Raw genomic sequence first — 14,339 nt, 5'->3', positions numbered from 1 at the left:
TATTTTGTATCGTACCTCTTATTAAATTTTACTTTTTAATTCTTTTAGATATTCATTAATCTCTGAGTGACGACCCGATTTATTATTATATGTTATTGTTTTAATTTTAAAATCCTCAAAAAAACGTCGTTGTATGATAGGATTTGCTTTCTCATCACTAATAAGTAGATAATGTGTTGGTCCACCTCCTGAATATGATTCATGTAAGTAATCTAATAATAAATTAAATTCAGGATCAGTCATAGAAGTACCAACAAAAAAAATAGATTTAGTTGAAAATATGGATTGCAGAATACTCTTGTAGCCTAACTCTCTGTATAACGTTTTTCTATAATCACGCTGTGATAGAATAATCCCTTGCACATCTGAAAAAGCATCACCATGCGCCTTTAGTACAAAAAATTTTTGTTTCCAGTAATTGTTGGCTATTTCTCTACTTTGACTGTAAGTAAAAGTAGGAGGTGGATAACCATTAAGTTTTGTATAAGTATTTTCAATTAAGCGATCATAATTAGAAGTTATAATAATATTTGAATTAAAGCTTAATATAGATTCCATAGTTTCAGTTGGTCTGATGTCCGGTCTACCAAAGGTATCTTCCATGAAATCGTAAAATACGCTTCCTAATTCACTTTTCAATTCTTCTGCTAATAATAAAAAACTGTTCCCTTCTGCTAAAAGTTTGTTATATTCCGAAACTTTATCAGCACTGCACCATGGTTGGCTTGAAGCTAATGTAATTAGCTCAGAAATCAATTTGCCCCATGTAGGCAAACCGGCCTCTATTGATATGCCTGCTCCAACAAAAAAAACGCTTGATTTATCTTTGAAGCTTTCTATCATTTCTGATGGGAAATGGTCATCTGTAAAACTCATATTTAAATTATAAATTTTTTAAACATATTATCTAATACATTCGCTCTAGTACTAATACTTTCCGTCAAAGCCCCTGATCTATCATAATTCATAATATAATTATATAAATTAATAGAATCATTTGTCTTTTCTTGAGCAAGATCTTTTAAATTATCTTTTCTGTCTAATCTACTGTTTTCAAACTCATTAAATGCTTTTTTAAAGCCCTTAACATTAAGTTTCGTGTTATTAATATTTCGATAAAGAAACCAAAAAATATCTATGAAGGTATACTTATTAACTATTCTTTTACCATCTGCTAAGTCCAATTCATAAATCAAATCTAGAACTTCATCAATTTTCTTTAATTCATTTGCAGTTACAGAAATAGATTTATCTAAGTAAAGTTTTTCAATTAAATTGGCTTTTAAATCGTCGTGATTTTTATAATAAATTAAACAAAATACGTGGGCTAAATAATCCTGGTGTTTGAATCTTTCCCTAGATATTTTACATTTTTCGAAAAATTTATGATTAAGTGCTAAACTATCTATATGTTTTCCAACATTGCTTATAATAGCATTTCTTTTTTCAGCGGCATTTAATGTAACCCCTTCCTGTAATCTGCCAAAAAGCACACGTACTTCGTCTTCTGTACAACTATCTATAATAGCAATTGTGACTTCTGTGTCTAAAAATTTTTGTTGTAAATTTTTATCTAAGTTTTCGTATTTTTTATTACCAACTGAATATTCTTCAATTTTATCTGTTTTAAGGCCTTTGATACTCTTATCAAGTAATTTAAATAAGTTATCGTGGAAATTAAAAATGGCTGTTAATCTTTGCTGGCCATCAGCTACCTCATAGTCGTGAATATGATTTTTAACACTACGTAAGTAAATTTTAGGAATATCTATGCCACGTAATATCGAGTCAATAAGTAGTGCCTCCTTTTCGGTAGACCAGACTTTTCCTCTTTGATATTCAGGTTGTTCATTTATTTTTTCTCTTTTTTTTAGAAGAGTCGAAATCTTCCAGTTAGTAACTTTTACTTCCATATAGATTATTATATAAAACAGCTTGCACAGCCTTCGCCTTCAGCATCTTCTAGAATGTCTAGAAGATAAGGGGATTGTACTTTTGATTTTGTTCTTTCTTTACGTTTAATATATTCTTCTTTAATTTTTTCTATTCTCTCAGGCTGTACTAACTCTACAAGTGACTCATCCTGTATCCAAGTATAGCCATCTTTCTCGTACTCCATTGCTTTCAAAAACAAATCGGGATGTTGTTCGTATAGCCACACCCATTCAATTTTTTGCTGATAGAAACAAAAGAAACATCCTGAGCGGCTTCTCGCATAGGTTGATTTTTTGCCATTGACTTCAAATTCTATCGCTTTATAATATGCAGGAACACCTACGCCTGATTCTTCTAAAATTTTAAAAATATCATCTCGTACTAATATATCTTCATTATTGATCAGAGGAAAACCATCTTCTTTAGATAAAGGATAGTCGGTTGTCTGAAGAAATTGGAAAACAGCATCATTGTATTCTTTAATTCCTAAATCTAAAATACTATTTAATTTTTGTGTTTGGCTAAAATTTATAGAAATTTCTGTATTTATTATTTCGAAGATGCGCCCTTTCTTTTCTCCCAAGTCTAACGCTTCGTAATATTTTATAACATTAACAATGTTATTGTTTGCCAGAAATTTTGTCGTGACGTCCTCACTAAATATATTTTTTCGGAATGGAAATATAGACTGTATATTGGATTTTTTAGATATATAACCTTCCCTGTCTTCGTCTCCACGAATACCTACGTAAGATATTACTAAGTCATTTCCAACAAATTTTTCGAAAGGTTCCAATTTCAATTTTTTTGTACACCATCTCGAAATAGATCCGGGCAAAAAACCATTGTACATTTTAATGAAGTGATCAAATGGATTCAGACTGTCATCCTCAAGAGCAGGAAGTTTTATTATTTCTTTACCGAGAAAATTTTCTAAATTTTCAATCAGATCATAAGTGTCCTGAAGTTCTTTTCCCGTATCGGATGTATAATATTCTATGTCTAAATCAGGATAATTTTGCTTCATATATATAGCTAAAGCTGCGCTGTCTTTTCCTCCGGAAATACCTAATACATGTCTAACTTTACCCATTATAATAATTTTTTCAAAACAGCTGCAATTGCTGCCAAATCAATACTTTTATCTTTTGAAAGCAACTCGTTTATACGTTTTTCAAGGTTATCAACCTCTTTACTTTTCCCTTTTGGTAAGCGAATCACCTTGTTTGCCATTCCTTCTTCAAAGGAGTTAATCTGTATATTTAAAGCTATTTCTTTTTCTTCATCAAATTTAACTTTAGAAATTTCATTTAGGCTATCTAAATCCAAAATCATATCTGCAAACTTATCATAAAGTAGAAGTTCATCTTCATCTTTAAATTTCTCTAAGGATTTACCAGTCAATGATTGTGCTAATGAACTCAGCCATGCTTTTTTATCCTCAATTTTGGAATCTATACGAAGTACAAATGACTTCTGTGAGTTTAATAATAAATGACGATGTAGGTTTTCATACCTGTTTTGAAATTTGATTTTGTATTCCTCAAATTTTAGAGGTTTATCAAAATATTTGTCTTGTAAAAAGATTTCAAAGCGACTTACTAATTCATCAAAACAGTTACGAACCTCTTTGATAGAGTCTTGTAATTGGATTATAAAATGCTGTAATTCAGCTCTGTCTTTTTGTATTCTTGCTACTGAATAACCCAAAGCGGTTGGAAAATCTTCAAAGAAAGATTGTTCCGGATCCTTTGAATTGGCTATTGCCTCTCTTATTGCAATGCTCTCTTTGGATAATCGTTTGGTTTCTTTAGAGTAGTCCGGTAACGCTCTGTAAAATACCAGAAACGGTTTAATGGTTTCGATAAAGGTCTGCGCGTTACCTGATTTATTTAGTTCAATATTCAAAAATTTACGATAGCTATTGAATATATCTAATTTTACTCCTTCTAAAACAAATGACTTTATTTCAAACTCAAAAGGTACTTTTGCTATTAGTTCTAGGATATCACCGTTAATTATAGGAGTATAAATACCTTCATTGAATAATGCATATTCATCTCTTTTAATGAATAAGAAAGTAGGTACCCAAAAATCGATAAATCCCTGCTTTAATTTAAAAGGTTTGTTACTCAATATTTCTATAAACTCTGAAACACTTCTCTTTGTCAGTTTAGCACTGTTTAAAAATGCAACTGAAGTTTCCCATAAACTATGAAAACCATTTTCATTATGAGGATGAATAATGTTTGATGAATTTTCATCAAATAATTTAATACCATTATTTTCTAGTAAGGATAAATAGATGGTTTTCTCTGGTGGAAATTTATCTTGGGGAAAACCAAGCTGCGGCACATCCCATTCATTTGCTAAAGCTCTAAAATAGCTTCTCTTTGCTGAATGAATTGAAGCTGATATCTTATGCTTGTTAACTAATTCGTTATTAAAATAGGGAGTTTTGTTATAAATCGTTTGGCAGATTTCCGAAAGAAAAGAATTAAATTCCTTTTGTGTTTTAAACTCCTTTTGTTTACCGTTAAATATCCAAACCACAGAGGCATTATTACCAAAAAAGCTGTTGAGGATTTTATGATTTAGTAAATTTCGTTGGTGTAGTACAATGATTTTCAACTCATCTACAGCAACTTTGTCATCCGGGTTTTCTTCAATTACCTTTCTTGTTTTTTCTATTTCAAACAGCAGGTCTTTTATCTCCTTCGATTTCAAATAGTAGCAATATAAAATAGCTTCTTGATTTTGTGCTGATATTTTTTTAATTTCGGCAAGTATCCCCTTTTCATTAAAAATTAAATTAATGAATCCATCCACATCTCCTTCTGGTTTTGTTGAAATAGGATGAGATGATATTTTATATTCAAATAAACGGGGCGTACCTGTTTCAAACATTGTTCTTTTAGCAAGAACAGGAGACAGTGAATAGTTTTTATTAAGTAATGTTACTACATCAGTTATATCATCAATCTTATTACCTGCTTCATAAAGGGCAGTGGGGATATCCAAGTCAGTTCCCTCAAAAAGAATATATCTGTTACTATAATTTCTGTAAAGTATTACCTTTTTAACCTCTAGATTTTCAATTAATTTATCTGCATTCTTTATATCTAAACTCATTTCGGCATAGGCTACCAAAAAGTTACGGTTTATAAAAGAGCCTGCTTGCGAATTGATAGATAACAGACCTATTGTCTTAATTAATTTTTCATAGTTTATAAGGTCCTCATCAAATAAGGATTCTATCTTTTCTAAGGACGTTCTAATTGCTTTCCATGCGCTGAAATCAGGATTGTACCTCGAATTTACAAAAGAAAAATAATTATAAACTAAAAAATCATAAACCTCTGCAATTGAGTAAAATCGATCACTCAATATGCTATGTTGATATAATCCAGTGTGATCTGTTGATTCTAAAAAAGAAAATAGCGAACGCTCATTTTGCCCATACTTTTGCAAAGATAATGTCAATACATATGCAGAAATTGCATCTAAAGGATATAGCTTTTTCGCTATACCTCTAATATAATCCTCATTGGTATTAAATGTCTTCGAAGTGGTTAATAATTCTACAAGTTCACTAATCGCTTTCTCTTTCTTGCTCGTTGATTGTTTTTCCTCCATATGCTCAGATGCAAGAAATAACAATTGTTCTACCGGCTCATTAAAAGTAATTTCCTTAAACCTTCCTTTTACTTTGGTCCACTCTTGTTTTTGTGATGGATCTAAATGAAGAGCATACGCATCAAAGTTTTGATGTACAGTGGTTAATAAAACTATATTGTTATCTGAATTATTGGCAAATTCAGCTAATTGTTGAATAAAATACAGCTCTTTCTCAGGTTGGTTATTTGAAGCATATTCTAAAAACTTTCCAAACTCATCGATGACAATAAAAAGAAGAGGGTTCTTTTGATCTAAATCATAATAGCGATTATAAATGTGAGAGAAAATATTTTCAGATAGATGCTTATCATTTCTGATTTCGAACAAATCAGCTAGAGTATCCTTCAAAGATTGATATTCACCTACTATTTTAATAAAGTCAATTTTTGGATTTGAAATTAAATTCAATCCAAAATATAGTTTGTTTGCTTTTAAAGTTTGTTCTATAGCCCAAAGAAAAGAACTTTTTCCAGTACCGTATGATCCAATTATATTAAATGACCTGATGCCTAACTTAAAGTCATTGCTTATCTGGTTGCTTATACGAATGGCATTTGGAGTAGGTATGTATTTCAATTCCCTATCCGTATCACGAATAATGTTAGTTGATGTGGTAAATTTAGTTGCCATAATAAAAATTTAAAACATCAAATTTGTCCGGTTTTGATGTAAATTGTAGTTCCTGAATACCAGCATGATCACTCAGTGTAATACCGTATTTTTTATAATTAGAGTTGTTAACTAGAGATTCCAGCTTTTCCATTAATGCTTTTTTTGTAATTGCAAATACGGAACCTGGTTGATTTCTATCCTGAAATAAAAGATTCAAACTTATAGAGTTTTGAAATTCAGGTTTGTCTAAAATAGTATACAGTATAATTTCCGCCGGTAAATTATTACGACTTTCATTTGTTATACTATATAGTGAATGACTCTTTTTTTCCTCCTGTATAAGCTGTAAGTCTGTTAATAATCCTGAAAATGTATCTTCTTTGTCTTTCACTTGTTCAACAGTCCTAATGTACATCTTTGCTAAAACTTCAAAATCAGTACTTGCGGTTTTTTTATTAAACTGTGAAAATCCTATTTCATTTGATTTTCTTTCAGCAAAAACTAAAAAATTTTCTCTTGTAAATTCTATTTTTTCTTTTCTCAATTCATTAAAGATTAAATCATAAATTGATGAAATACCTTGACTTACCAAATTATAATGAAGTAACCACAATGATCCCTCGTCTTCAAGATAAGGATCTTTTCCTTTTGAAGAGAATATATAATCAGCAAAACTGGTAGTTTTGCCTTGTTTGTCTAGTAGACCAAATGCTTTCATCCAAAAATAGATTGCTGAAACCATATTTTTACCAACGCCTAAAATAACCACAGCATCATTGTCAGTAAATTTATTTCCGTTCTTTATAAAATCATATCCTTTCTTGAGCCACATTTGTCTGCAGTGAAAGGTTTCGTGGCCCGAAAATGTAAGTTTATTTATTGGAGGTGTCAATATTTCAGACATACTTTTTTATTCTTTTTGTTTGGTACAAAGTAACAAAATATAACTAGAAAAGAACCTTCTGCGAAGTAAATATTGTATTTTAATCCAAGTTCCTTTTTTGTCTCATACAAACTCCCCAATATCAAAATCTTCCAAATCATTTTTCCGCAAATTGGAAGAGCCAGAACCGTTTTCAGAAGAAAGGCTCTCATCCAATATCTGGTTATACTGTTGGATCCATTTACCATGGAATTTTTCAAAGGACTGAATAATATGGTTTCTTCTGTTTTCTAAATAGAAATTGGGAAAAAAAAGCACCAAACTTTTACCGTTTGACGTTTCACTGTTTAGTATTTCCAATTTATATTTTGCGGCCTTTTTGTTTACTTTGCTTAATTTGGGTTGGTTGTTGTTTTTCAACAGCTTTTTTCAGCTTCTCTTCTGTTTTAATATTGCTTTTAATCAAATCAACAAGAAAGGTTTTTCCCCAGGGAATATGCTTTGCGGTAAACTGTAATTTTAAGCCATTTTTTACCAGTCCGTGTGTAAGTTCAAATCCGTATTGTCTGTTCCAGCCAATCCTGTCAAGAAGTCTTTCAGAGGGAAATCTCACAGCGATTAAATCTTTAGGCAGCTCTTTTATATTTAGATAATCAGGTTCCTGAAATTCATGTGTATTCGGATTGTAAGGAATACTATAGGTTCTTTTGTCTTGATCATAGTAGTTTCCAATATCTGAGAACACAATACCTTTAGAGAGAAAATCATCTTTAGGCCGGAGCATATCCATGCGAATATCTACATAGAATGTATGCCCTGCAATATCTATGGTTGGTAAGATACCTTTGTTTACACGCAGATCGTAGGCTTCCTTATTAATTTCATTTTCCATATTCCCTTGTTTTTAAAAAGACAATGGGAAGTCTATACAAACTCCCCAATGTCAAAATCCCCCAAATCATTTTTCCGCAAAGTGGAAGAACCGGCATTTGTTTCAGAAGAAAGGCTTCCGTCCAATAGCTCGGCTATCTTACGCGAAGCACCTTCCATAGAATTTTCCAAAAGGCTGAACAACTCGGTTCCCTGTATTTTCTGAACTATATTGACCGCTGTTTCCTTCTGGGATGGCTCCAATTTTTCTTTTTGTAGCAGCATCCCCACGGAACTTAGTTCTTCAAAGGTAACCCCTTGGGCCAAACTGAATTCGCCATCGGATATTCCATACCTGTTCCATTCTTCTTCCTCTTGCTCAAAATCAGGCATGTTTCTGAAAATTTCGTCCAGCTCTTCCTGCGGAATTTGTATGTCAAAATCGTTTTCTTCGATTTCTGATTCAAAATTATCAATCTCTATTACCAAGCCCTCGTTTTGGCTGTTAGAGGCAATACTTGGCACTGAAAGTCTTTTATTTGGTTTTGGAATACCCATTATTTCGGGCAGGTTGGGATTTACATAGTGTGGATTTTCATCTTTAGGGACTACGTTTTTGATTACAATCTTATCTTTTGCCAAAAGAGCAATAACAATCAGCAGGCATATTACAATCACTATTTCCATAACAGTATCTATAAAATTGGTTTGTTTCTTTCATTGAAAAAATCAACAATGTCCGTTCCAAATTCTTTAAAATGATATTCAAGAATATTGTCTATATAGGAATAGAGTGTTGTTTTCTCATCTCTTGTCAATTGTACGATACGAAGCAATCGTTCGTGATAATCCGGACGTATATAAACAACTTTTCCATTTCTTCCGGACGGATACCGGTTACCAAGAAATACTTCTTCATAATTTACATTTTTTAAAGAACCTGTTCTTTGTTTTTCCCTATGCTTAACTTCTTTGGGTTCAGTATGCTGCTTCGAGGCCTCTTTCGGCTGAACAGATTCGTCGCCGCTAATAACATTCATTAGATAGTCTTCATCAACGTTTGGTTTTTCAAAGCCTGTATTTCCTTTGTTAGTTCCCATTGTCAAATTTGTTTTAAGAGTGAATGATCTTCAGAAATTCCTGTAAAAAGAGATCCAGTTTTGTAGCTTTCAAAAGGTGAGGCTCCGCTGCAAGCAGGCTGGACCTGAATATATAATTGCCTGTATCATCGCTTTCCTTTCGGAATCGTTTACTGTCCATGATTCTTGTATCCATGGTGGAGAGCCCCAGTTCTTCAATTACGTGCTGATAGGCTTCGTAGAGAATTGATTTCTCCCTGCCGTCTACCTGGTTCCAGAATAACCTAAAAACCTGATCTTTATTGGTATTCTCAGTTTCGGGAAGTTCAAGGAATACCTTGGCAAATCCGAGCGTACTTTCCACGACGAGACGATCCGCTGTAATGGGTGAGAAAATAAAATCCATAGCCTTTAGTGTCGTCAGGACACCTTTGGTATTTGCAGTTCCGGGAAGATCAAAGAAGACCATATTCCAATGGACCGGTGATTGCTGGATGTACTCTAATGCTTCGTCCAATGCTTCCTCTGCTTTGCACTTAATGATTGGGTAAGCCTTTTTGTTGATGGTTGTGAACTGCTTAAGTGCCGCCTTTTTATGGTATTCATTCTGCATAACAGTCTTCAGGTCTCTTTCCCTCATCTTAGTCAGGCTGTACTGTGGATAGTCACAGTCCATTACCAGCACATTGTAACCTAAACGGTAATGCAGGAGACTTGCTAAAAAAGTTGTGATAGTGGATTTTCCAACTCCGCCTTTTTGAGTGGAGAAGCTAATTTTTAAAGGTTTTTTTATTGTTGTCATTATTCTAAAATTTAAAATTGTTTGTTTTATAAATTGTGAAGCTGTATTGCTATATTTCAGCTTTCATATTTTGCTGTATTCTTGTACTGTTTTATTTTTTTAAAGCTGCCTTTGAATATGTCTTTGCTTAAACCTGCAAAACAGCACAGTATTCTTTAGGTATTCCTGCTTTTATGCTTTTACATTTTTAAAACTTTATGCTTTTATAGTTTCACATTTTTATTCTCATAAACTTTTCAGCTTTTTTGGCTGCCTGTCCATTTTCAAATACATTTTCTTTTTTTTCTGCAAAGGGCCTTGTATGCATTGTTTTATAACTGTGAAACAAAGAAAGCACCTCATTAATCTGATTTTATAAAAGTGGCAGCCAATGGCTTCCAGTGGCACTCCTTGGCAGTGTAATCCACTGTGATGGTTCCATTTTTACAGCTTTATTTTGTAAAGGCTTTAATCTGTAAAAACAGATCAAAATTTTGGGGTGGCAGCCGGAACGGCCAGAGGCCGTTTTTCCCTGCTAAAATTAATCCGCCTGAAAGGGCGGATTTTCCTTTCGCTAGAAAGGAGCAAGTTGTGTTTTGAGGCACTCGAAACCGAGTTTGTGCCTCAAAACGACTTGCCCCTTCGGGGAGCAGAAAACGCCTTCCAAAGTCAGGGTTTTGTAGAATATTATAAATGGATTTATGATGACTGATAACAGTAATAAAAAAGAGAATAAAGGCGGGCGGAAACCTAAAAGTGACCCCAGTACACATCGTCACGTTTTTCGTTTAACCGATCAGGAAAACGCTAAGCTGTTATCCCTTTTTGAAGGATCGGGATCAAGCAATAAGGCAAAGTTTATTATTTCCCTGCTGTTTGGCAGGGAGATGAAATCCCTTAAAATAGATAAGGGAACCGTTGATTTTTATATGCGGCTGACCTCTTTTCATAGTCAGTTCCGTTCTGTTGGAGTGAATTATAACCAGGTGGTAAAGCTTTTGTACCGTCATTTTTCGGAGAAAAAAGCAGCAGCCTATCTGTACAAATTAGAAAAACAGACGGTTGAAATGGCTGTATTATGTCAAAAAATTGTTCAGCTAATCGAAGAATTTGAAGTAAAATATCTGAAAAAATAACATTTGGAATGATAGCAAAAATAGGAAGAGGAAGCAATTTATACGGAGTACTGTTATATAACCAGCTCAAAGTAGAGAAAGGAAATGGGCGGATTTTGTTCACCAATAAGATAATTGAAACAGCTGACGGTTATTATTCCTCAGCACAATTGACCCGATCTTTTGAGCCTTACCTGATAGCAAACCGCAATACTGAAAAACCAATTTTACATATTTCACTCAATCCCGATCCTAAAGATAATGTAAGTAATAACAGGTTTAAGGAAATGGCAGAGCAATATATGCAGGAAATGGGTTACGGTGAGCAGCCTTTTCTGGTATTCAAGCATACAGATATTGACCGCACCCATATCCATATTGTATCGGTTTGTGTAGACGAAGAAGGAAAAAAAATTTCAGATAAGTTTGAAAAAAGACGTTCTATGAATGTATGCCGGGACTTAGAAAACAAATACGGACTGATACCTGCTGCGGATAAGGTGCGCAATCAGAGCGATACAATTTTCCATCCGGTGGATTATCAGTCTGGTGATATAAAAAGCCAGATTGCTTCGGTCGTCCGGCAGCTGCCAAACTACTATCAGTTTCAGACATTGGGCGAATACAATGCTTTGTTATCCCTGTTTAATATCACGTCAGAAGAGGTTAGGGGAGAACTAGACGGGAAGCCCAGACAAGGTCTGGTTTATTTTGCCCTGAATGAAAATGGGAAAAAATCAAGTAACCCGTTTAAGGCATCTCTTTTTGGTAAAAGTGCAGGATACATCGAGCTTCAAAATCATTTTACAGCATCCAAAGAAGCACTTAAAGAAAGTGATGCAAAACTATCAGTCAGAAAAGAAATTGAAAGGATTCTACAATCGACCACTGACGAACAGGAATTTAAAAAGCTGCTGATTAAAAGTGGAATTAATGTGATTATTCGAAAAAATGAAACAGGCCGTATTTATGGAATTACATTCATTGACCGTAATTCCAAAACAGTATGGAATGGTTCGCGTTTGGGAAAAGAACTCTCAGCTAATGTATTCAATGATTGGCGGAATAACGGGCTGCGGCCGGAAGTCAAAAACACAAAGGATACTCAAACAGTTTTAACTAAAACAGAATCGGAAAGGCTGCCAACTGAGAACTCCCACGATTTATTTGATTTTCTAAGTAATCAAAGTCCTTCGCAGGTTGATGACGGACATAGCATTATAGAAGGTTTCGGCGGGTTATTACCGGAAGCTCAAGGGGAAGATTACCAGGAACAGGCATTTGCTGACCGTCTGAAGAAAAAGAAAAAGAGAAGAAACAGAAATACTTAAAACAACAGTTATGCAGGGAGAAGATGATTTGAGAGGATTGGCTAAGATTATGGAATTTATGCGGGCCGTCAGTATTTTATTGGTACTGATGCACTGCTATTGGTTTTGTTATGGGTTCTTCAAAGAAGAACAATGGACATTAGCAATTATTGATAAAATATTGCAAAACTTTCAGCGAACAGCCGGGCTGTTTTCCCATACGCTGTATACGAAGCTATTTGCTTTGGTGCTTTTGGCACTAAGCTGTCTGGGCAGTAAAGGAGTGAAAAACGAAAAGATTACCTGGAGAAAAATTTATTCAGCGCTCACGACGGGCTTTATTTTTTTCTTTCTCAATACTCCATTACTCATGCTGTCTATAGAAATGGGAACCTTCTTATATATTTTTACCTTAGGTCTGGGATATATCGCTCTGCTGATGGCGGGTGTATGGATGAGCAGGTTACTCAAAAATAACCTTATGGATGACGTCTTTAATACTGAAAACGAAAGTTTCATGCAGGAGACACAGTTGATGCAAAACGAGTATTCTGTCAATCTGCCAACCAAATTCTGGTATCAGAAAAAACAGCACGATGGCTGGATCAATATTGTAAATCCTTTTCGAGCAACTATTGTATTAGGGACGCCCGGCTCCGGTAAATCTTATGCTATTGTAAACAATTACATTAAACAGCAGATCGAAAAGGGTTTTTCGATGTATATCTATGATTTCAAGTTTGATGACCTTTCCACCATTGCATACAATCATTTATTGAAACATACCGACAAATACAAAGTTAAACCAAAGTTTTACGTCATCAATTTTGATGACCCCAGAAGAAGTCACCGGTGTAATCCTATAAATCCCGATTTTATGACCGACATATCCGATGCCTATGAGTCAGCCTATACTATTATGCTGAACCTGAATCGTTCTTGGATCCAAAAACAGGGTGATTTTTTTGTCGAAAGCCCTATTATACTTTTGGCGGCCATCATTTGGTTTTTAAAAATTTATGATAATGGAAAATACTGCACTTTTCCTCATGCGATTGAACTGCTTAACAAAAAATATGCGGACGTCTTTACCATCCTTACCACTTATTCAGAATTGGAGAATTATCTTTCCCCGTTTATGGACGCGTGGCAAGGCGGGGCTCAGGACCAGTTACAGGGACAAATTGCTTCGGCTAAAATTCCATTGTCAAGGATGATTTCGCCACAGTTGTACTGGGTCATGACCGGAGATGATTTTTCGCTTGACATCAATAATCCCAATGAACCTAAAATACTCTGTGTGGGTAATAATCCCGACCGCCAGAATATCTATTCAGCAGCGCTGGGTTTATACAATTCAAGAATCGTGAAGTTAATAAACAAAAAAGGACAGCTCAAAAGTTCGGTAATCATAGATGAACTTCCAACCATATATTTTCGAGGGCTTGACAATCTGATTGCGACCGCCCGAAGCAATAAGGTGGCTGTTTGTTTGGGCTTTCAGGATTATTCACAATTGACAAGAGATTATGGAGATAAAGAGAGTAAAGTAATTCAAAATACGGTAGGGAATATTTTCAGCGGGCAGGTCGTGGGTGAAACAGCTAAAAGCCTTTCGGAACGTTTTGGGAAAATATTACAGCGCCGTCAAAGTATGACAATCAATCGAAATGATAAATCGACCTCTATATCTACGCAATTAGAAAGCCTTATACCGGCTTCTAAGATCTCTACCCTGACTCAGGGAATGTTTGTAGGGGCCGTTTCCGATAACTTTGAGGAACGTATCGAACAAAAGATTTTTCATGCGGAGATTGTGGTTGATAATGAAAAAGTTGCAGCTGAAACCAAAACGTACCAAAAAATCCCGGAGATACGTTCTTTTGTAAATGAACAGGGAGAAGATATGATGAAAGCTGAAATTGAAGCCAACTACAAGCAAATCAAACAGGATATTATTGCGATAGTGTCGGATGAACTCGAACGAATTAAAAGCGATCCGGACCTGCAGCATTTGGTACCAAAGGCAAAGACAGATGATAAAAAAGATGATAATCACAAATAAGCATACTTTTG

Annotated in this window: 12 protein-coding genes; 3 read left to right on the top strand and 9 right to left on the bottom strand. The window is 34.3% G+C overall.

The genetic code is table 11. From position 1 onward, the window contains the following. Positions 1-21 precede the first annotated feature (21 nt). The 9 genes from E4635_RS03810 to E4635_RS03765 all read right to left on the bottom strand — a co-directional run bounded on the left by E4635_RS03810 (position 22) and on the right by E4635_RS03765 (position 9,859). Positions 22-876: an SIR2 family protein gene (locus E4635_RS03810; protein ID WP_135525296.1), complete on the bottom strand. Its 855-nt coding sequence runs from the start codon at positions 874-876 to the stop codon at positions 22-24. Between the two features lie 2 nt (positions 877-878). After that, a complete protein-coding gene (locus tag E4635_RS03805) occupies positions 879-1,913 on the bottom strand; it encodes a DUF262 domain-containing protein (RefSeq protein ID WP_135525295.1) in 1,035 nt (344 codons plus the stop codon). A gap of 8 nt (positions 1,914-1,921) precedes the next feature. Next, complete coding sequence (locus tag E4635_RS03800; RefSeq protein WP_135525294.1) at positions 1,922-3,028, bottom strand: phosphoadenosine phosphosulfate reductase family protein; 1,107 nt, start codon at positions 3,026-3,028, stop codon at positions 1,922-1,924. Then, entirely contained in the window at positions 3,028-6,243 is a 3,216-nt protein-coding gene (locus E4635_RS03795) for a hypothetical protein (RefSeq protein WP_135525293.1), read from the bottom strand. Before E4635_RS03795 ends, E4635_RS03800 begins: the two co-directional genes overlap by 1 nt. Next, positions 6,233-7,129, bottom strand: coding sequence for a DUF4007 family protein (locus tag E4635_RS03790; protein WP_135525292.1), 897 nt, complete (start codon positions 7,127-7,129; stop codon positions 6,233-6,235). The genes E4635_RS03795 and E4635_RS03790 overlap by 11 nt, the downstream gene beginning before the upstream one ends. Before the next feature lie 340 nt (positions 7,130-7,469). Further along, positions 7,470-8,000, bottom strand: coding sequence for a hypothetical protein (locus tag E4635_RS03780; protein WP_135525291.1), 531 nt, complete (start codon positions 7,998-8,000; stop codon positions 7,470-7,472). Between the two features lie 32 nt (positions 8,001-8,032). Continuing rightward, complete coding sequence (locus tag E4635_RS03775) at positions 8,033-8,665, bottom strand: conjugal transfer protein TraD (protein WP_135525290.1); 633 nt, start codon at positions 8,663-8,665, stop codon at positions 8,033-8,035. A gap of 8 nt (positions 8,666-8,673) precedes the next feature. Then, positions 8,674-9,078 carry a DUF3408 domain-containing protein gene (locus E4635_RS03770; protein ID WP_135525289.1) on the bottom strand — a complete coding sequence of 135 codons (405 nt, stop codon included), beginning with the start codon at positions 9,076-9,078 and terminating at the stop codon, positions 8,674-8,676. Between the two features lie 13 nt (positions 9,079-9,091). Continuing rightward, positions 9,092-9,859: a ParA family protein gene (locus E4635_RS03765; RefSeq protein WP_135525288.1), complete on the bottom strand. Its 768-nt coding sequence runs from the start codon at positions 9,857-9,859 to the stop codon at positions 9,092-9,094. 683 nt (positions 9,860-10,542) lie between these two features. Between E4635_RS03765 and mobA the strand changes: the two genes are divergently transcribed. From mobA to mobC, 3 genes are read left to right on the top strand one after another with little or no spacing between them, the layout of a single operon-like run. After that, complete coding sequence (gene mobA, locus E4635_RS03760) at positions 10,543-10,974, top strand: conjugal transfer protein MobA (protein ID WP_135525592.1); 432 nt, start codon at positions 10,543-10,545, stop codon at positions 10,972-10,974. 8 nt (positions 10,975-10,982) lie between these two features. After that, positions 10,983-12,284, top strand: coding sequence for a conjugal transfer protein MobB (gene mobB, locus E4635_RS03755; protein ID WP_135525287.1), 1,302 nt, complete (start codon positions 10,983-10,985; stop codon positions 12,282-12,284). A gap of 10 nt (positions 12,285-12,294) precedes the next feature. Beyond that, positions 12,295-14,328, top strand: coding sequence for a conjugal transfer protein MobC (mobC, locus tag E4635_RS03750; RefSeq protein ID WP_135525286.1), 2,034 nt, complete (start codon positions 12,295-12,297; stop codon positions 14,326-14,328). Positions 14,329-14,339 lie beyond the last annotated feature (11 nt).

It is taken from the genome of Flavobacterium humi (assembly GCF_004745595.1).
Taxonomy (GTDB): Bacteria; Bacteroidota; Bacteroidia; order Flavobacteriales; family Flavobacteriaceae; genus Flavobacterium; species Flavobacterium humi.
The sequence above is the reverse complement of the archived record's forward strand: the minus strand, read 5'-3'. Positions and strand labels throughout refer to the sequence as shown.

What these genes read in the sequence shown, in the direction of transcription:
- mobC (WP_135525286.1), top strand. Translation starts at nt 12,295, where the DNA reads ATGCAGGGAGAAGATGATTTGAGAGGATTGGCTAAGATTATGGAATTT.
- E4635_RS03765 (WP_135525288.1), bottom strand. Translation starts at nt 9,859, where the DNA reads ATGACAACAATAAAAAAACCTTTAAAAATTAGCTTCTCCACTCAAAAA.
- E4635_RS03810 (WP_135525296.1), bottom strand. Translation starts at nt 876, where the DNA reads ATGAGTTTTACAGATGACCATTTCCCATCAGAAATGATAGAAAGCTTC.
- E4635_RS03775 (WP_135525290.1), bottom strand. Translation starts at nt 8,665, where the DNA reads ATGGAAATAGTGATTGTAATATGCCTGCTGATTGTTATTGCTCTTTTG.
- E4635_RS03800 (WP_135525294.1), bottom strand. Translation starts at nt 3,028, where the DNA reads ATGGGTAAAGTTAGACATGTATTAGGTATTTCCGGAGGAAAAGACAGC.
- mobA (WP_135525592.1), top strand. Translation starts at nt 10,543, where the DNA reads ATGACTGATAACAGTAATAAAAAAGAGAATAAAGGCGGGCGGAAACCT.
- E4635_RS03770 (WP_135525289.1), bottom strand. Translation starts at nt 9,078, where the DNA reads ATGGGAACTAACAAAGGAAATACAGGCTTTGAAAAACCAAACGTTGAT.
- E4635_RS03790 (WP_135525292.1), bottom strand. Translation starts at nt 7,129, where the DNA reads ATGTCTGAAATATTGACACCTCCAATAAATAAACTTACATTTTCGGGC.
- E4635_RS03780 (WP_135525291.1), bottom strand. Translation starts at nt 8,000, where the DNA reads ATGGAAAATGAAATTAATAAGGAAGCCTACGATCTGCGTGTAAACAAA.
- E4635_RS03795 (WP_135525293.1), bottom strand. Translation starts at nt 6,243, where the DNA reads ATGGCAACTAAATTTACCACATCAACTAACATTATTCGTGATACGGAT.
- E4635_RS03805 (WP_135525295.1), bottom strand. Translation starts at nt 1,913, where the DNA reads ATGGAAGTAAAAGTTACTAACTGGAAGATTTCGACTCTTCTAAAAAAA.
- mobB (WP_135525287.1), top strand. Translation starts at nt 10,983, where the DNA reads ATGATAGCAAAAATAGGAAGAGGAAGCAATTTATACGGAGTACTGTTA.